This is a genomic window from Flavobacterium johnsoniae UW101, from assembly GCF_000016645.1.
In the GTDB taxonomy this organism is placed as follows: domain Bacteria; phylum Bacteroidota; class Bacteroidia; order Flavobacteriales; family Flavobacteriaceae; genus Flavobacterium; species Flavobacterium johnsoniae.
Genome location: NC_009441.1, coordinates 5,504,353 through 5,523,213, shown reverse-complemented (window position 1 = coordinate 5,523,213; position 18,861 = coordinate 5,504,353). Strand labels below are relative to the sequence as shown.

Here is an 18,861-nt window from a genome sequence, read left to right as displayed (position 1 = left end):
AGAGGGACAAAGGTTCAAAGGTTTTTCTTTATGAATAAAAAAATCCAAATTCCTGTTTACGGGAATTTGGATTTTTTTATATAGATGTTTTAAGTTTTTTAGTGTCCGCCGCCTTCGCTTTCAACGTGGCTGATTCCTTGTTTTTTCAAGATTTTAGGGCAGTAAAAACCGTAGAATCCTAAATAAGCAAAACCAATAAGTGGTACTACATAAGAGAAATGTGTCCATGAAATTCCAAAGATTCCTTCTGGTTTTGTTAGATCAAAATCACAGATACTTCCCTGGATTAATGGAATAACACCACCTCCTAAAATCATCATGATTAAGAAAGAAGATGCTTTTCCTGTATTTTTTCCTAAACCTGCGATTGCTAAATCGAAGATAGAAGGCCACATGATAGACAAGAATAATCCACCTGAGATAAAAAAGAATTTAGCAATTGAAGGATCTGGCCAAACTAATCCGGCAACCATCATTGTGATTCCAGAAAGTCCGAAAAGCATTAAAGTTTTTCCGGCATTTTTTCCTCCAATAAAACTAACTCCAATGAATAATAAAATCCAGATTGGGTAGATATAGAATGAAGATACATCGTGTGCAGCAAAAATATTTGCTCCAATGATTACTCCAAATGCAATAGCAGGAACGATGAATTTTAATGCAGTGTTTACTAATTTTGAAGTATCAAAAACGTTTACACCACCATTCCAGCGTCCAATCATTAAACTTCCCCAGTAAAGGGCGATAAATGGAGCTACAGCATCTTCTAATACGTTTCCGAATTCGTGCGTATGTAATAAAGCAGGTAAATTACTAATGATTGTTACTTCAGTTCCTACGTAAATAAAAATACCTAACATTCCTAAATACAATTGCGGATAATCAAGAATATTGAATTTTTCGTGTGCTGTTTTAACAACTTCTACTTCTTTTTCAGGATCTTCAATTTTAGAGAAGTTCATGAAAATTGCTACTGCGATAAACGCAAGTCCAAGAATAATGAATGGTAATTTAATATCTTCTAATGAAAGAGCTGTTTTTTTGTTATCTCCCATTCCAAATAAAGCTATACCTAGTAAGATAGCTCCAATAGTTGTTCCGAATGAGTTGATACCTCCTGCTAATGTTAAACGGTGAGCTCCTGTGTTTGGGCTTCCCATTTTAATTGCTAAAGGATTTGCTACAATTTGCTGAATTGAAAAACCTAAACCAACAGTAAACAAAGCGGTTAAAAAGAAAGGGAAACTTTCCATTGTTGCAGCCGGAACGAATAAAAATGACCCGACAGCAGAAAGTATTAAACCAGCCGAAAGTGTTTTTTTGTATCCGAATTTTTGCAGAACATCTAATTTTAAAGAAACTAAAAAGAAGATTATTGAACCTACAAAATACGCAGCATAAAATGCCCAAGCAACTAGTTGTGATTGTACTTGAGATAAAGTAAATACTTTTTTGAATACTGGAATCAGGATGTCATTGGCAGAACCAACAAAACCCCAAAAGAAGAAGACGATTATCAATGAGATAAACTGTCCCCATTTGGTTTGAACATTTTCTGAACTCATAATTGTAATAAGGTTAATTTTTAATAAATTGTTTTTTGAAGACCGTAAATATATTTGTTACGTAAGTCAAAAAAAAATTATTGATTGAAAATAATGTTAAATTTAAACCAACTACCTTATTTATTCAACAATGTGTTAATTTATATAGAGTTAGAAATGTTAAAGTTTTATTCGAGAATTCGATTTTTGACGTCTTTACTGTAATTTCTTCCAATAGGAATCGTGTACGACTGAATTTGGATGCGGTTTCCTTCTATAGATTTTACTTTATTGAGTGCAATTACATAAGATTTATGGATGCGCAGGAAGCGATCAGCCGGCAGTTCTTCAGATAATGAGGTTAAAGATTTGTGGGTAATATAGGTTTTATCAGGTGTTACAACTTTTATGTATTCTTTCATTCCTTCGATAAAAAGGATTTCTTCAATATTAATTTTCATCATTTTTTTATCAACTTTGATAAAAATATGTGAATCGCCTTTTGTGGTATCGATTTTAATATTGTTTTTTAAATTGTATTCGGTTGTAATTTTATTGATGCATTTTATAAATCTTGGCAGCGGAATAGGTTTTACTAAATAATCCAATACATCTAGATCATAACTTTCTGCTGCAAATTCTCTAAAAGCAGTTGTAATAATAACTTTTGTTTTGTTTTCGATTAAACTGATTAATTCAAAACCAGTCATCATTGGCATATTGATGTCTAAGAAAACAGCATCTACAGAAGTGCTGTTTATAAAATCAAGCGCTTCTAAAGAGTTATTAAATGTTCCTATAACTTCAAAATCTGTAAAATTGTTAAAGTAATTTTGCAGGACTTTTATCGCCAAAGGTTCATCATCAATCAATACACATTTAATCTTCATTCTGAATAGGTATTTGCAAACGAATTATATAGTAATTAAGTTTTGTTGTGTCTTTTAAGCTAAAATGATTTTTGTAAATTAATTTTAGTCTCTTCTTTGTATTAACTAAACCAATGCCTCCTTTAGATTTAAGATTTTGTGAAATTACAAAATTATTTAAGATTTCAAAGTCTAACATTTTGTTGTTGGTAACTTTACAATTGATCTTAATTTTTAAGTTATTATTATTGATTCCGCCATGTTTAAAGGCGTTTTCGACCAGAGAAATAAAGATTAACGGCGGTACGACTACGTCTTCTATATTTGATTCTAAATTGATTGTAACTTCTACATTTTCAAAACGTAACTTTTCAATTTCGATATAATTCTGGATGTAATCAATTTCCTTAATAAGAGGAACAAATTTGGTTCCTTTTACATCATATAAAACATATTCCATCAAATTTGAAAGTTTGATGATAACATCCGGAACTTTATTTGAAGATTCTAAAGATAAGGCATATAGATTATTTAATGTGTTTAAAAAGAAATGAGGCTGAATTTGATTTTCGAGATATTTTAGTTTGATTTTAAACTGATTTTCTCTTAAAGAACGGTTTCGTTCTCTTTCTCTAAGCCATGTTAAAGTCAGATAAACAGAAGATGCCATGGCTAAAACATACAATTCTCCAATACAAACCGCTAAAATATGGTTAATGTCAAAAGGATGATATTCCCGGTTTGCTTCGGGCCAGATATTTTCGGATATAATGTAATATGTTAAAACTGTTTTTAATAAATATATCCCAAATAAGCTTGTGATTAACGCTGCGGTGTAAGTAATATATTTTTGTTTTAGAACGTATTTTGGAACTAAAATAAAAAGATTGAAATATACTAAAGGTATATGCAGCGAAAACTCAATTAAGTTTGATTTAAACGAATAAGGATAATCATTAAAGTAAGCACCCCATCGTAAAAAGTTGAGAGTAAAGTAGCTTCCCCAAAACCATATATGATTTTTGAGTTTTATATCGAATTTTAATTTTCGGATTTCGTTCAACTTTTTTATTAACGTTTTATTATTAATTGGAAGGCTTTGTAATTAATCTGCAACTTTACATAATTAGAAGCTAAATCGCAATTCTTTTGAATAATTTTTTGCAAAAAAAGCCAATTAATATTTTATTTAAATAGGATAACGATTTCGTGCAACATAATGTTGAATGTTTTATGTTGTTTGTTTAAAAAATTTGACCGTTTGTATAAATTATTTTTTTTAACAGTACGTTAACAATAAATTTATCAACAACTAATCAAAACCATGATAAAAATGAAACAAATTATGTTAGCCCTTATGATGGCTTTTACGGCGCAGGTTTCGCTTGCACAAGTAAAGACAATCAAAGGTTTGGTAAGCGATCAAAATGGATTGCCGCTGCCGGGAGTAAGTATTATTATTCAAGGCACAAAAACGGTAAGTCAAAGTGATTATGACGGTATGTATACGATTCAGGCATCTGCTGGGGATGTTTTGGCATTTTCGTATATAGGAATTAAAACTAAAACTGTAACTGTTGGTACATCACCAACAATTAATGTTGTATTGACTCAGGATACTCAAAACTTAAATGAAGTTGTCGTTACAGCGTTAGGTATTAAGAGACAGAAAAAAGAATTGGGTTATGCTGTTCAGGATGTTAAAGGAGAACAATTGAGCAAAGTAATTACAACAAATGTGGCTACAGCACTTTCTGGCCGAGTTGCTGGGGTTGATGTTTCGATACCTGCAACAGGAGTAGGAGGAAGTACAAGAGTTATTATTAGAGGTATATCTAGTATTGGAGAGAATAACCAGCCTTTGTATATTGTAGATGGTGTGCCTATTGATAATACCGGACTTTCTAACGATAGTGCTGCAGCAAGTAAATGGTTTGACGGTAGAGATAACGGAGACGGTATTTCGAGTATTAATCCTAACAACATTGAAAGTCTTACGGTTTTAAAAGGAGCAGCAGCATCAGCTTTATACGGCTCTAGAGCGTTAAATGGTGTTATCTTAATTACAACTAAAAAAGGAAGCAAAGGAAAACTACAGGTCGAATTAACCAGCGGGGTTAGTTTTGATAAGGTATATGCTAAATATGATGATTTTCAAACTGAATATGGTTCAGGTTCACATGGAATTCTGCCTGATCCGTCAAAAGCACCTAATGAAATTTATCAATACACTACAAGTTCATGGGGACCTAAATTTTCTGAAACTGTAGGGCAGGAGATTAAAATATTTGATGGCTCAATGAAACCTTATGCCAGAGTTGATAATAATATTAAAGGCTTTTTTAGAACAGGATTTACAACTACTAACGGAATTGCTCTTTCCGGAGGAAGTGAAAATGCTTATGTCCGCTTTGGATTCAATAATTTAAAAAATGATGATGTTGTGCCGGGTTCCGGATTAGAAAGAAACGATGCAAGTTTAAATGCGACATTAAAATCAGATAAATTTACTTTGGATGCCAATGTAAATTACATGGTTGAGAATACAGAAAACAGACCGGGTTTAGGAGATTCTCCAAACAACGTTGGTTATTCATTAACAGGATTGGCTCCAAATATAGATCAGGCCTGGCTGAAAAATTACAAGAATGAAGAAACTGGTGAAATTTATAAATGGAACAACAATATTTATCAGTTAAATCCCTACATGACTACCGAAGCAAACCACAATACTTCTAAGAAAAACCGTTTTATGGGGAATGTTGCCGGTACATATAAGTTAAAAGACTGGATTGCTCTGACTTTTAGAACAGGTTTAGATACTTATGTTTTTGGTGCAAAAGATTTCATGGCAGCCGGAAGTACCTGGCCGGGAAGAGAAACAGGATATATTGGTTTAAATGATATTACGGTTTCTGAAATGAATACTGATATTATTGCTACTATCAGCGATATTAAATTAGCTAATGATTTAACTTTTTCAGGAATTTTAGGAACAAGCCGCAGAGATTTTAGAAGACAGGAAAATTCAAGTTCTGGAATTAATATCATTGAGCCTGGAACAGAGTATATAAGTAATTTTACAACTCATACTATAAACGCTCCTACAGAAACAAAAACAAGAACAAATTCTGTTTACGGTTCTGCAAAACTAGATTATAAAGGATATTTGTATGCAGAATTTACAGGAAGAAATGACTGGTTCAGCGTTATTAATAAAGATGCTTTTTATCCGGCAGTTTCATTAGGTTTTGTATTTTCAGATGCATTTAATATTAAAAGTGATGCGTTCTCTTATGGTAAGTTTAGAGCATCTTGGGCAAATGTATCAAATGCACCGGGAGCTTACAAGAACTCATTAAACTACACGACTTATTCATCTTATGATGGTCAGAGTGTTGTAAATATTAAAAATACTTCGGCACCAAATCTTAACTTAACATATCAGTCAAAAACAGGAACTGAGTTTGGTTTAGAAACAGCTTTCTTTAAAAACAGATTAAGAGCAGATATTACAGTTTATCGTGAAGATACGTCAGATCAAACTCTTGATTTAGCTTCTTCTGCAACATCAGGTTACGAGTTTCTTTCTGTAAATGCTGGAAAATTACGAAACGAAGGTATCGAGATCTTTTTATCTGGAACTCCTATTAAAACAAATAGTTTTGAATGGGGAATTGATTTAAACTTCTCTAAAAACAAAAACTCAATTTTGTCTTTACATCCAGATATCAATACGTACACTATTTCTGAGGCTCGTTGGGCTGGCGCTGCAATTGTAGCACAAGTTGGAGGTCAGTACGGAACTATTATTGGAAAAGATTTTCAAAGAACAGAATCAGGTGAAATGATTGTAGGTGCAAACGGACTTCCTTTATATACAGATACTAAAGTTGTTTTAGGGAAAGGTGTTCCAGACTGGGCAGCCGGTTTAACAAACAGATTTTCTTATAAAGGAATTACTCTTCAGTTTTTATTAGATATGAAGTTTGGTATGGATGTTTATTCTATGACAAATTCTGTTGCTGCAACAAAAGGTTTACTTGATGTAACTACAGAAGGAAGAGATGCTTACAATGCAGCAAGAGCGCAGGCCGCTGCAAGTGATCCAAATTTTAATATTCAATCATGGGTTCCAACTGCAGGTTATGTAGCAAATGGAGTTGTTAATACAGGAACAGCACAAAATCCAAACTATGTTAGAAATGAAAAACCTGTAGATCCTCAGGCTTATTGGACTAATGTTTTTGATAATACTCCGGCACCATTTATTTACGATGCGTCTTATGTGAAATTAAGAGAAGTAAGTTTAGGATACACTATACCAAAAAGTGTTTTTGAAGGAGCAAAAATCAATTCAATTTACATCTCAGCATTTGCGCGAAATCTATTGACATTCAGTAAAGATTTACCAAATATTGATCCAGAGTCAATGTACACTTCAGGAAACGGACAAGGTTTTGAGTATGGTTCATTGCCATTTAGAAGATCATATGGATTTAATATTAAGGTTACATTCTAAAAAAGTACATTATGAAAATTAAACATATACTAATAGCGGCATTAACTGGTTTTTCAGTAGTAAGCTGTACAGAAAATTTTGACGAACTGATAAAGGATCCGGTTGCGTTAGCTCCAAATCCTGCAGGTCAGCTTACATTTACTCAATTATGTATGTCTGGAGACGGATATTATCAGCATAGAACGAACTTAATATATTCTGGTGGTTTTGTGCAGCATTATTCAGGTTCATGGGCTGTAACAGAATACGGAAGTAAATTTAAAAAGGTAGACGAATATGCAACAGCATTATGGAGAAACGTGTATGCTAACGAATTAAAAAATGTTGTTGACATTATAAAAAATACAAGTAATGATCCTGCTGCATCAAATATGAATGCTGTAGCAAAGATTATGAAAGTTATGGTTGCACAGCGTCTAACCGATATTTATGGAGATGTCCCTTATTCTGAAGCTGGTTTAGGTTTTTCTCAAGGTATTGTAACGCCTAAATACGATAAACAGCAAGATATTTACAATTCTTTCTTCAAAGATTTAGATGAATCTTTTACGCAGTTAAATGCTTCAGGAGGATCGGTAAAAGGAGATTTGTTTTATAATGGCGATATTTCAAAATGGAAAAAATTAGCTAATACAATGCGTTTGCGTCTGGCGATGAGAATTTCAGAAGTGAGTCCGGCTGAAGCTGAAAAACAAGCAAAAGCAGCTTTTCAAAATGGTGTTTTCGAAAGCAACGATGACAATTGTCTTATGCATCATTTAGATTTTCCTTTTAATGATAATCCTGCTACATTAGATTTTAGAGGAAATGGATTATCATATGGGTTTATTTCAGACGAACATGGAGATCATTTTAGTTCTCTTTTAATTGATTATTTAAGAGATAATGGCGATCCTAGGCTGAAAATGCTTGCAACTCCAAAAACAGGAAGTGTTAATGGAGGTCCTATTGGTCCGGGAGAGGAATTGTATGAAGGAGTTCGTCCGGGAGTTTTTAGATGGGAAGTTGTAGGTGGTTCAAATGCTGCATCAGGTATTCAGCCGTATTTAAAATTAAGAACTACTCCTTTTTTACATGTAAGTTATTCAGAATCACAATTGTTATTAGCAGAAGCAGCTTACAGAGGCTGGGTTGCAGGATCTGCAGCTGATTTTTATAAAAAAGGAGTTGAGGCTGGAATTAAACAATTAGAAGTTTATGGCGCTGCTCCTGCAAGTCAGGCAAGTATTGATGCGTATGTAAATGCTAAACCTTTAGCGGCTGGAACAGAAAAAGAACAAATAGGAACACAATTATGGATTACTTATTTGTTTAACAGTATAGAAGCTTATTCTAACTGGAGAAGAACAGGTTATCCGCATTTACTTCCTATAACAAATTCAGATTCTCAAACCGGAGGTGTTGTGCCTACTCGTTTGTATTATCCTAACGATGAGATGCAGAAAAATGAAAAAAATTATATGGAAGCTGTTCAAAGAATGGGAGGAACAAATGATTGGACTGGTAAGGTTTGGTGGGATGTAAACTAAAAAAATCCTAAAATATAGTTATGCCTGATAAGGTATTATTTCAATCTAATTAAAATTAAGAACACTAAAGTTTAAATTCAAAATTATGATAAAAAATAAAGCCTTATTAGGCATCCTTTTTTTCATGAGTTCTCTTTTTTCTGTGTACAGTTGTACCAGTGAAAAAGAAAATAATCCGGAAGAAGTAAAAAGTAAAAAAGCAAGAGTAGTGGGGTACTTATCTGCCGACAGCTTTGATAAAATAACATCAATTGAATTTTGTAAGCTGACGCATTTAAATATTGCTTTTGCTAATCCTGATAAAAATGGGAATCTAGTTTTTGACGGAGATATTGATGCCGTAACCAAATATGTAAGATCTGTAAATTCAAATATTGTCATAAGCATTTCACTTGCCGGCGGAGTCATTTCAACCGAACAAGCAGCAAATTGGTCTTTACTAATTGATAAACCCGAAAACCGGCCGGCTTTTATGCAAAATATTTCAAAGTTTGTCACAGATCATAATTTAGATGGTGTAGATGTTGATCTCGAATGGGATGCAGTTACATCTGGTTACAGCGGTTTTGTAGTTGAGTTAAGAAAAGAACTTACGGATCGTAAAAAACTGCTCACAGCGGCACTTCCTAATAATACCCGATTTGTAAATATAAATTCTGAAGCATTAAATGCTTTCGATTTTATAAATATTATGGCCTACGATAGTACTGGACCATGGAGTCCGAATAAAATAGAACAGCACAGTTCGTTTGAATTTGCCAAAGAAGGAGTTGAATTTTGGAAGAAACAAAATGTGCCCAGTGAAAAGCTGACACTTGGAGTTCCTTTTTATGGGTATAACTTTACTTATCCTGAAGTAACCAGTTCTACTTTTGGAGAAATAATACAAGCAGGAACGCAATTTGCGGATCAGGATGAAATTGGTAAAATTTATTATAACGGAAGGCCGACAATTTTGAAAAAAGTAGAATATGCATCGCAAAATACAGGCGGCATTATGATATGGGAACTGGCTCAGGATTCTTTTGGAGAATATTCTCTATTAGAAGTCATCCATAAAAAATATACAGATCTAAAATACAAGACTTCAGGCATGTGCGGTAATTAATTTTATTTCCTACACGATTTTTTAATTAATAAGTTTTTCGCTTCTTTTTATTCGTAAAGATTAAAAAGAAGCGTTATTTTTTATATAAATATCAGATTTACAAATAATTGTTAGAATTGAAAATATTTTAGTAAAATTTAGAATTTTCAGAATAAAATAGTCGTAAATGGTGTTTTTTCTGCTTTTTATAGAAATGAAAACGTTTTCGAGCAGCAGATTATTGATTGTTTTATGTCGTTCGTTTAAAATTTATAGTAGTTTGTATAAATTATTTTTTTTAACAATCCCTTAAGAATAATTTTACATCATAACTAACAAAATAAATTAACATGAAAAAAATTTTCTTAATCTTTATGATTGTTTTTACGGCGCAGGTTTCGCTTGCACAGGTAAAAAATGTTAAAGGTGTGATTACAGATTCTGACGGGATGCCATTACCAGGGGCATCTGTTGCTGTGCAGGGAGGTCAAAAAGGTGCTACTACCGATTTTGACGGATTGTACTCAATCGAGGTTCAAAAAGGCCAAACATTAGTTTTCAGTTATGTAGGTCTTGAAACACAAAACATAGTTGTAGGCGATGCTGCTACAATTAATGTGAAAATGCAGGTCGCTGCTTCAAATGCTTTAAGTGAAGTAGTAGTTACTTCTCTAGGTATCAAGAAAACAAGAAAATCTTTGACTTATGCAGCTCAGGAACTTAAAGGAGACGAACTGGTTCGTGTAAAAGATGCTAACGTTATCAATACTATTGCAGGTAAAATTGCCGGTGTTGCTGTAACTAAAAGTGCTGGTGGAACTGGGGGCTCTACAAAAGTTGTAATTCGTGGAAATTCATCTGTATCTAATAGCCAGCCTTTGTATGTAATCGATGGTATTCCTATGTTGAATTCAGGTTCTGGTCAGCCAAACGACACATTTGGTAGTTTAGCAGGAGGTAACCGTGACGGAGGAGATGTAATTTCTTTGGTAAATCCTGACGATTATGAAGGAATGACGGTTCTTAAAGGTGCTGCAGCTTCTGTATTATATGGTAGTCAAGGTGCAAATGGTGTAATTTTATTATCATCTAAAAAAGCAAAAGCAGGAAAAGCAAACATTAATCTTTCGTCTGTAACAACATTTGAAACAGCAGCTTATCTTCCTAAATTTCAAACAGACTATCTTGCAGCAGCAGGTGCAGACGAATCTTGGGGAGCAAAAGGACAATCTAAAGATCATGTAAAGGACTTTTTTACTACAGGAACTACACAAATTACTTCTTTAGGATATTCAATTGGTTCAGAAAATTCTTCTACAGCTTTTTCTTATGCAAATACTTCTGCAAGCGGTATTATTCCAGGAAATAATTTAAAGAAAAACAACTTCGGTATTCGTCAGACTGCTAAGTTCTTTGATGATAAACTTGTATTTGCAGCAAATGCAAATTATACAAGTCAAAATATTGCAAACAAACCAGTTAATGGATTTTACTTTAACCCGCTTACAGGTGTTTATTTAATGCCAAGAGGAAATGACTTTAATTATTATAAAGATAATTATGAAGAATTTGATCCTTCAAGAAATTTAATGGCTCAAAATTGGATGACTAATAGAGATATTATGCAAAATCCATATTGGGCAATTAACAGAAACAAATCTGAAGATAAAAACGATTTCTTTAATGGAGCTCTTTCTTTAACTTATAAAGCAACTAATTGGTTGTCGATTGCTTCTAGATACAGTTATAATAGAGTAACAAGTTTATACGATAAAAGAATATTTGCTACTACGCAAGGTACTTTATCTCATGCTAATGGTAGATATATTAGCGAAAATGCTTTAAGTACACAACGTTATGGTGATTTAATTGCTACAATCAATACAAAAATAGGATCTGATTTTAGTTTTAATGCTAACATTGGTGCGAGTGTAACTAATACATTAACAAATCAAAAAACGATACTAGATTCAGGTATTGGAGGAGGATTGAAATATGCTAACTGGTTTACTTTGCATAATTTCAATAATAATGACGGAAATTATCAAACAATTGATTCAAGAAGAGAAGTACAGTCAGTATTTGCAGCTACTACATTTGGCTACAAAGATATGTTATTCTTAGATCTTACAGGAAGAAATGACTGGTCATCTACTTTAGTAAATACAGGTACATCAAATTATTTTTATCCATCTGTAGGTTTAACTGCAATCATTAGTGAGATGGCAACTTTACCTGAATGGATTAATTATGGTAAAGTACGTGGTACTTATGCACAAGTTGGTAATGATATCTATCCTTTTATCTCTGTTCCAACAAACTATTATCCTAATGGAAGTGGATCAAAATACAATCCTTTAGTTACACCAAAACCAGGAACTACATTAAAACCTGAGCTTAAATCAGAGTTTGAATTTGGTACAGAATGGAGAATGTTTAATAATAGATTAGGTTTTGAAGTTTCTTACTATAATTCAGAAACTAAAAACCAATATTTACAAGTTGTTGCCCCAGTTGGAAATAGTGCAGGTGCCGATTTTTATGGTATTAATGCCGGAAGTATAGAAAATAAAGGTTTCGAGGTTGTATTAAATGCAGGAATTATTAGAGGAGATAAATTCACTTGGGATTCGACTATTAACTTCTCACAAAACAAGAATAAAGTAAAAGAAATTCCTGAAGAATTAGGAGGAAAAGTAAATTTAACAGATCCTGGAGTTAATGGATATAAATATACTTTAACAGAAGGAAGACCTTATGGTGTTATTGAAGGTTTCAAAATGTTGAAAGATGATCAGGGAAGAATTTTATTGAATAGCGATGGAAAAATTCAAAAAACAGATTTTGTTGAATTAGGAAATTCAAATCCTGATTTTATGTTAGGTTTTTCTAACTCTTTCAAATTCGGATCTTTCTTCGCAAATATTTTAATTGATGGACGTTTTGGAGGAGAAGTAATGAGTTTAACTCAAGCACAAAATGATGCATTTGGCGTTTCTAAAGCTACAGGTGATGCAAGAAATGCAGGCGGTGTTAAGATAAATGCAGTAATGCCTGACGGTACAGCAGTAACAACTATGGATGCTCAGTCTTACTACACAACTGTTGGAGGAAGAGCTGGAATTACAGGAGAATACATTTATGATGCAACAAATGTAAGTTTAAGAGAGATTTCTATTGGTTACAATTTTAACCCTAAAGCATTACCATTTATCCAAACAGCGAGTATTTCATTTATAGCTAGAAACTTATTCTTTATTTATAAAGATGCTCCTTTCGATCCAAATATTGCATTAAGTACAGGTCAAGGTTTACAAGGGGTTGATATTTATGGTTTACCTTCTACCAGAAGTATTGGTCTTAATTTAAATGTAACTTTCTAATTTAAAAAACATGAAACTAAATAATATAACAAAAGCAACTATTTGTACTTTGTTACTCGCCGCTGTGGGATGTACAGATAATTTTGAAGACATTAATACTAATCCAAATGGTATTACACTTCCTGATTTTGAACAAGATTTTAATCATATCAAAGGAGGTTTTGCTCCTATGTTTAACAATATCCAAGTCCTTACTCCAGAATGGGTTTATCAATTGCAGCAAGGCTTGAACTCAGATATTTGGTCAGGTTATATGGCAACTCCAACTGGTTTTGAGAGTGGTGTAAATAATACAACATATGCATTGTTAGATAATTGGAACGGATTTATCTGGGATTATGGATATAAAAATGTAATGTTTAATGCATATGATATCGCTAATAAATCTAAAGGTAAATATGATCAATTTTATGCATTGTCATTGATTTTGAAAGTTGAGGGAATGCATAGAATGACAGATACTTTTGGACCAATCATTTACTCTAAATTTGGATCAAATGATGCGACTATTGCATATGATTCTCAAGAAGAAGTTTATACTCAAATGTTTGCTGAATTGGATACTGCCGTGGCAGAATTAACTAAAAGGATTGATGCTGGTGAAGCTTCTACATTTGAGTCTACAGATATGACAGGCTACAAAGGAAAATACGAATCATGGGTAAGATTTGCAAATACTTTAAGATTAAGATTAGCAATGCGTATCGTGAAAGTTAAACCAGCTTTGGCAAAAACAGAAGCAGAAAAAGCTGTGGCTCAAAAATTTGGTGTGATGCTGGTTAACGATGATTCATTTAAAATTGTATCCCCAGTTTATACAAACCCAATTGCAACAATCAGCAGTTCGTGGTTAGATATACGCATGTCTGCTGATATGGAGTCTATAATGAAGGGATATCAGGATCCTAGAATAGCTTCTTATTTTGATACATCAAAACAATTTCCTAATGAATATAAAGGAGTAAGAACAGGAATAGCAATTAGCGGAAAATCGGATCATCAGGATTTTTCTGGAATAGGTGCTGTGGTAAGATCAAAAGAAATCTATCTTATGAACGCTGCAGAAGCTTATTTCTTAAGAGCTGAGGGGGCTTTAAGAGGTTGGAATATGGGCGGTACTGCTCAGGAATTATACGAAGCGGGGATTAAAGCTTCATTCGATCAGAGAGGAGTTTCTGGTGCAGCAGGTTATATAGCTGATAATACAAAAACAGCAGCTGCGTATGTCGATCCTAATTTTCCGGAAAATAATTCAGATCCAGTAAATAATGTTACAGTGGCATGGGATGCAGCGGCGACAAATGAAGTAAAACTACAAAAAATCATTACTCAAAAATGGATTGCAGGCTTTCCTGAGGGACAAGAAGCATGGTCTGATTACAGAAGAACCGGATATCCTAAATTATTCCCAGTACTTAAAAATTACAGCGGCGGAGCAATTACAACTGAGTTTGGTGTAAGAAGAATCAATTTCGTTCAGTCTGAGAAAGCTGGAAATTCAGGAGGTGTTGCTACTGGAGTTTCTAAATTGGGCGGACCAGATAATGGAGGAACCAGAGTTTGGTGGGATGTAAATGCTCCGAATTTCTAAAAAACAAAAATAAATAGATTACAGATTTTAAGTTTGGTTAGCAAATGGTACAAGCAGTGAAAATTGCTTGTGCCATTTCAAAAACCAAAATTGTATATACCAAAAAAAGAAAAGAAATGAAAAGTGCTTTAGAAATAAAACCTGATATCAGTTATAAGAGCGCCGGTAAATTTGAAGAAACCAGATTTGAGAAAATCCACAATGAAATCTTCAAAAGTTCAGCTGAAGCTTCGGTAATTGTAGCACAGGAAATCGCTCAATTGATTAGATCTAAGCAGGAAAAGAATAAATCTTGTGTGCTTGGACTTGCAACAGGCTCATCTCCAATAAAAGTATATGAAGAATTAGTGAGAATGCACAAAGAAGAAGGACTGAGCTTTCATAATGTAATCACTTTCAACTTGGACGAATATTATCCAATGAGTAAAGAGAACAATCAGAGCTATCATTATTTCATGCATCAGCATCTTTTTAATCATATCGATATTAAACCTGAAAATGTTAATATTCCTGATGGAACAGTTTCAATTGAAGAACTCAATCAATACTGCATCGACTATGAAATGAATATTAAACAAGCAGGCGGACTTGATTTTCAATTGCTTGGAATTGGCCGTACAGGACACGTTGGTTTCAACGAGCCTGGATCGCACATTAATTCAGGAACCAGAATTATTACTCTGGATCATATTACAAGAGTAGACGCTTCATCTGACTTTAATGGAATCGACAACGTTCCAAAGAGAGCCATCACGATGGGAGTTTCTACCATTATGAGATCAAAAAGAATTGTATTAATGGCTTGGGGACAAAATAAAGCAGATATCATCAAAAGAACCATTCAGGGAGATATCAGCTCAGAAGTTCCGGCTACATTTCTGCAGAATCATCCAAACGCGACTTTCGTTCTGGATCAGTCTGCAGCATCAGAATTAACACGCTTTAAAACACCTTGGCTGGTTGGAGAATGCATCTGGACACAGGAATTAAAAAGCAAAGCAATTGTATGGTTATGCCAGAAAACCAAACAATCTATTTTAAAACTGACAGACCGTGATTACAACAATAACGGAATGTCTGATTTACTGGCACAGGAAGGTTCTGCTTATGATATGAACATCAATATGTTTAATATTCTGCAGCATACTATTACAGGCTGGCCGGGAGGAAAACCAAACACAGATGATTCTCACCGTCCGGAAAGAGCCAATCCTGCTAAAAAACGAGTAATCCTGTTTAGTCCGCATCCTGATGATGACGTGATTTCGATGGGAGGAACTTTTTCAAAATTGATAAAACAAGGCCACGATGTACATGTTGTATATCAAACCTCCGGAAATATTGCCGTAACTGACGATGAGGCATTGAAATTTGCAGAAGTATGCAACGATTTTGTTGGTGCTGATCTTCCAAAAGACATCAACTTCAAATCAGTAATTGAATTTTTGAATAACAAATCAGAAAATCAGATTGATTCTCTTGAAGTTCGAAAACTAAAAGGATTAATCAGAAGAAGAGAATCTTACGCAGCAACAAGATACATTGGACTAAAAGATGAAAATACACACTTTTTAGATCTTCCTTTTTATGAAACCGGACAGGTTAAAAAGAATCCGCTGGGGCAGGAGGATATCGAAATTGTAAAAGAAATCATTGCCAGAATAAAACCGCATCAGGTTTTTGCAGCAGGAGATTTGGCAGATCCGCACGGAACACATGAAGTATGTCTGAATGCGATTTTTGCCGCAATGAAAGAGCTGAAACCAGAAAAATACATGGATGACTGCTGGTTATGGTTATACAGAGGTGCATGGCACGAATGGGATATCCACGAAATTGATATGGCAGTGCCGTTAAGCCCTTCAGAAGTATTACTAAAACGCCATGCAATCTTATACCACCAGTCTCAAAAAGACAGAGTAATGTTCCAGGGAAATGATTCAAGAGAATTCTGGGTTAGAGCCGAAGACCGAAATAAAAATACTGCAATTCTGTATGATGAATTAGGATTAGCAGAGTATGAAGCTATTGAAGCTTTTAAACGTTTTGACTATTAAAGTTGTTTTAAAACCGATTCGGGTGAGAGCGAATCAAATTTCAAAATTCAGTTTGACCTCGCTATAGGTGAGGTAAAGCAGAAGTCATTCTGAGTTTTGTTTTTTATCTAATTTCTAAAGATGCTTTTTTAGAAGTATCGAACCAAAAAAAAATAAAATGAAATATCTATTTGTACTACTATTAGCAGGTGTAACGGCAAATGCTCAAATGCAAAAAGAACAGCTGAACCTTATGCCCTGGCCTCAAAATGTTGTCGTAAACGACGGAAATTTTACATTAACTAAAAACTTTAAAGTAAATATTTCTGGAAATCCTGATTCAAGGATTTTTGGAGGAGTAACTCGTTTTTTACGCCGATTAGATGGTAGAACAGGTATTTTTTTTGAACAAGGTTTTATTACCAAACTTAATGAGTTTCCAAATGCAGAATTACAGATTAACTGTACTAAAAATGGAAAAATAGGTTTATATGAAGATGAAAGCTACAGCTTAGATGTTAAAGCAAACAAAATTACAATTAATGCAACCAGCGATTTAGGAGCTTTACATGGACTGGAAACGTTATTGCAGCTGCTTCAAAACGACAGCAAAAAATTCTATTTCCCTGTTTCTCAAATCTCAGACTTTCCAAGATTTACCTGGAGAGGTTTAATGCTTGATGCTTCGAGACATTTTCAGCCGGTAGATGTAGTGAAAAGAAATCTGGATGCATTGGCAGCAATGAAAATGAATGTTTTCCACTGGCATTTAGTAGACGATCAAGGCTGGAGAATTGAAACTAAAAAACATCCAAAACTAATAGAACTGGCTTCGGATGGATTATATTACACACAAGAGGAAATTAGAAATATCGTAAAATATGCCGATGAGCGCGGTATTTTAATTGTTCCGGAAATAGACGTTCCGGGTCATGGATCTGCAATACTTACTGCTTACCCTGAAATTGGAAGCAAAGTGATTACATTGACCGGAGGAACTTCTGAAAAAAATATTCAAGGTACGGCAATCTCTACCTATAGAATTGAAAGAAATGCAGGTATATTTTCGCCTACATTAGATCCTTCAAATCCTAAAACGTATAAAATATTAAGTGAACTTTTTGATGAGGTATGCCCGTTATTTCCCGGAGCTTATTTTCACATTGGGGGTGACGAAAATGAAGGGAAAGACTGGGATGCCAATCCAAAAATCCAGGAGTTCAAGAAAAAACATAATTTAAAAACCAACCATGAACTGCAGACTTATTTTACTATGCAGTTAGCCCCAATGCTTAAAAAACATGGAAAACAATTAATGGGCTGGGAAGAAATTTTAACCAAAGATCTTTCTAAAGAAGCAATTGTACATTCGTGGAGAGGTCCAAATGAAGGAATGGTTGCAGGGCAGTCATTAGTTGATGCAGTTAAAAAAGGATATAAAACAGTATTATCAAACGGATTTTATATTGATTTAATGTATCCAGTAGCAAGTCATTATTTAAATGATCCTATGCCAAAAGGAGCCGATTTATCTGCAGAAGAAAAAGCAAGAATTTTGGGTGGAGAAGCTACAATGTGGACAGAACTTGCCACGCCGGAAACATTTGATTCAAGAGTTTGGCCAAGAACAGCAGCAATTGCAGAAAGATTATGGTCTGCTGAGAATATTACAGATGTTGCTAATATGCGTAAACGTCTTGAAAGCGTATCATTTAGATTAGAAGAATTAGGATTAACACATATTAAAAACAAAGCCGTAATTCTTAGAAATATTGCGAATAACCAGAATATTAAATCTGTTAATGAATTTACAAATGTTTGTGAACCATTAAAAGGATATACAAGAAATAAAGGAGGAACTGAATATCAAATGTATTCTCCGTTTACACTTTTTGCAGATGCCTGTACTCCGGATGCAAAAGATTCTCTGGCTTTTGATGAAGCCGTGAGCCAATATCTGGCAAATAAATCAGCAGATAACAAAGCAAAAGTGGCAGCATTTTTCAATAAATGGATTGCAGTTAATAAAGGATTAGTTGAATTAAGTGCCAATGCGCCTTTAGTACAGCCAATTCTGCCTTTATCTAAAAAATTAAGCGACGCATCGCAAGAATTGCTGCTTGTATTAGATAATAAATCGACTTTAAAAACAGCCGATTTAAAAACCTTAATAGAACAATGTAATACAAAAGATCATGCTGACGTAGAGTTGTCAGTTTATGAAAGTTTAAAGAAACTAATTTAGAATTTTGGTTGAGTTAGTGTTTAGTAGTTACCATTGATTTAGTCTTTAATTATCT

10 protein-coding genes are annotated in these 18,861 nt (G+C 33.8%); 7 read left to right on the top strand and 3 right to left on the bottom strand.

Annotated features, from left to right (window positions below; translation table 11 throughout):
* Positions 1 to 98: 98 nt before the first annotated feature.
* The 3 genes from FJOH_RS23575 to FJOH_RS23565 form a co-directional block, all read right to left on the bottom strand.
* Positions 99 to 1,565, bottom strand: a complete 1,467-nt coding sequence (locus FJOH_RS23575; protein WP_012026530.1) for an MFS transporter — start codon at positions 1,563 to 1,565, stop codon at positions 99 to 101.
* Between the two features lie 167 nt (positions 1,566 to 1,732).
* A complete protein-coding gene (locus FJOH_RS23570) occupies positions 1,733 to 2,434 on the bottom strand; it encodes a LytR/AlgR family response regulator transcription factor (protein WP_012026529.1) in 702 nt (233 codons plus the stop codon).
* Positions 2,424 to 3,476, bottom strand: coding sequence for a sensor histidine kinase (locus FJOH_RS23565; protein WP_012026528.1), 1,053 nt, complete (start codon positions 3,474 to 3,476; stop codon positions 2,424 to 2,426). Before FJOH_RS23565 ends, FJOH_RS23570 begins: the two co-directional genes overlap by 11 nt.
* A gap of 270 nt (positions 3,477 to 3,746) precedes the next feature.
* Between FJOH_RS23565 and FJOH_RS23560 the strand changes: the two genes are divergently transcribed.
* The 7 genes from FJOH_RS23560 (at position 3,747) to FJOH_RS23530 (ending at position 18,806) form a co-directional block, all read left to right on the top strand.
* The gene (locus FJOH_RS23560) at positions 3,747 to 6,935 is read left to right on the top strand and encodes a SusC/RagA family TonB-linked outer membrane protein (RefSeq protein ID WP_052295212.1); all 3,189 of its coding nucleotides are present in this window, start codon (positions 3,747 to 3,749) and stop codon (positions 6,933 to 6,935) included.
* An 11-nt stretch (positions 6,936 to 6,946) separates the two neighbouring features.
* The gene (locus tag FJOH_RS23555; RefSeq protein ID WP_012026526.1) at positions 6,947 to 8,464 is read left to right on the top strand and encodes a SusD/RagB family nutrient-binding outer membrane lipoprotein; all 1,518 of its coding nucleotides are present in this window, start codon (positions 6,947 to 6,949) and stop codon (positions 8,462 to 8,464) included.
* A gap of 85 nt (positions 8,465 to 8,549) precedes the next feature.
* On the top strand, positions 8,550 to 9,572 hold the full coding sequence (locus FJOH_RS23550; protein ID WP_012026525.1) for a glycosyl hydrolase family 18 protein: 1,023 nt from the start codon (positions 8,550 to 8,552) through the stop codon (positions 9,570 to 9,572).
* A gap of 329 nt (positions 9,573 to 9,901) precedes the next feature.
* Complete coding sequence (locus FJOH_RS23545; protein WP_012026524.1) at positions 9,902 to 12,934, top strand: SusC/RagA family TonB-linked outer membrane protein; 3,033 nt, start codon at positions 9,902 to 9,904, stop codon at positions 12,932 to 12,934.
* A gap of 10 nt (positions 12,935 to 12,944) precedes the next feature.
* Complete coding sequence (locus FJOH_RS23540) at positions 12,945 to 14,525, top strand: RagB/SusD family nutrient uptake outer membrane protein (protein ID WP_012026523.1); 1,581 nt, start codon at positions 12,945 to 12,947, stop codon at positions 14,523 to 14,525.
* 116 nt (positions 14,526 to 14,641) lie between these two features.
* Positions 14,642 to 16,582: a glucosamine-6-phosphate deaminase gene (gene nagB, locus FJOH_RS23535; RefSeq protein WP_044048577.1), complete on the top strand. Its 1,941-nt coding sequence runs from the start codon at positions 14,642 to 14,644 to the stop codon at positions 16,580 to 16,582.
* 157 nt (positions 16,583 to 16,739) lie between these two features.
* Positions 16,740 to 18,806, top strand: coding sequence for a beta-N-acetylhexosaminidase (locus tag FJOH_RS23530; RefSeq protein WP_012026521.1), 2,067 nt, complete (start codon positions 16,740 to 16,742; stop codon positions 18,804 to 18,806).
* Positions 18,807 to 18,861: the final 55 nt, after the last annotated feature.

Coding starts and splice junctions, on each gene's coding strand:
- FJOH_RS23575 (WP_012026530.1), bottom strand. CDS start 1,565: ATGAGTTCAGAAAATGTTCAAACCAAATGGGGACAGTTTATCTCATTG.
- FJOH_RS23545 (WP_012026524.1), top strand. CDS start 9,902: ATGAAAAAAATTTTCTTAATCTTTATGATTGTTTTTACGGCGCAGGTT.
- FJOH_RS23530 (WP_012026521.1), top strand. CDS start 16,740: ATGAAATATCTATTTGTACTACTATTAGCAGGTGTAACGGCAAATGCT.
- FJOH_RS23560 (WP_052295212.1), top strand. CDS start 3,747: ATGAAACAAATTATGTTAGCCCTTATGATGGCTTTTACGGCGCAGGTT.
- FJOH_RS23550 (WP_012026525.1), top strand. CDS start 8,550: ATGATAAAAAATAAAGCCTTATTAGGCATCCTTTTTTTCATGAGTTCT.
- FJOH_RS23540 (WP_012026523.1), top strand. CDS start 12,945: ATGAAACTAAATAATATAACAAAAGCAACTATTTGTACTTTGTTACTC.
- FJOH_RS23555 (WP_012026526.1), top strand. CDS start 6,947: ATGAAAATTAAACATATACTAATAGCGGCATTAACTGGTTTTTCAGTA.
- FJOH_RS23570 (WP_012026529.1), bottom strand. CDS start 2,434: ATGAAGATTAAATGTGTATTGATTGATGATGAACCTTTGGCGATAAAA.
- nagB (WP_044048577.1), top strand. CDS start 14,642: ATGAAAAGTGCTTTAGAAATAAAACCTGATATCAGTTATAAGAGCGCC.